2 tRNA genes are annotated in these 637 nt (G+C 51.0%); both read right to left on the bottom strand.

Features of this window, described 5'->3' with window-relative positions:
- Positions 1-273: 273 nt before the first annotated feature.
- Positions 274-349, bottom strand: a tRNA-Ala gene (locus F3J41_RS23205).
- Between the two features lie 149 nt (positions 350-498).
- Positions 499-575 (bottom strand) — tRNA-Ile (locus tag F3J41_RS23200).
- Positions 576-637: the final 62 nt, after the last annotated feature.

The raw sequence follows: 637 nt of genomic DNA, 5'->3' as shown, positions 1-637 counted from the left end.
CTTTTCGCAGATTAGCACGTCCTTCATCGCCTCTGACTGCCAGGGCATCCACCGTGTACGCTTAGTCGCTTAACCTCACAACCCACAGGCGTTTTGCAACGCTGCGGACTGCAAGCATTTGAGAGACCCGAACGCATCGTTGCTTCATTCTTATTACGGAGAATGAACACGACGCGTCGTTTCAAATTTTCAGCTTGTTCCGGATTGTTAAAGAGCAAATACTTCGCAGCACACCGTCGCCGGTATACTCTGAAGTAAGTTTCAGTACTGTAATGGTGGAGCTAAGCGGGATCGAACCGCTGACCTCCTGCGTGCAAGGCAGGCGCTCTCCCAGCTGAGCTATAGCCCCATACAGTCACTGCAGAGACCATCTACATCCACTCACCAGGAGTCACGTTTCTCACACGGGAAATGTGATTTCGTCTCAGGCAAGGCATGTTTTCGCGAAGCATAGTGAACTATGCGAGCCGGAAACATAACGCGGCATGAGAAGAAATCTGGTAGGCCTGAGTGGACTTGAACCACCGACCTCACCCTTATCAGGGGTGCGCTCTAACCACCTGAGCTACAAGCCTGTAGAGGTTTTTTCTGCTCGTTACTTTTCTATCAGACAATCTGTGTGAGCACTTCGCGGGAA

Origin of the sequence: Pantoea sp. Ap-870 (assembly GCF_011752515.1) — a bacterium.
Taxonomy (GTDB): Bacteria; Pseudomonadota; Gammaproteobacteria; order Enterobacterales; family Enterobacteriaceae; genus Pantoea; species Pantoea dispersa.
This window is presented reverse-complemented; position numbering and strand designations above follow the sequence as displayed.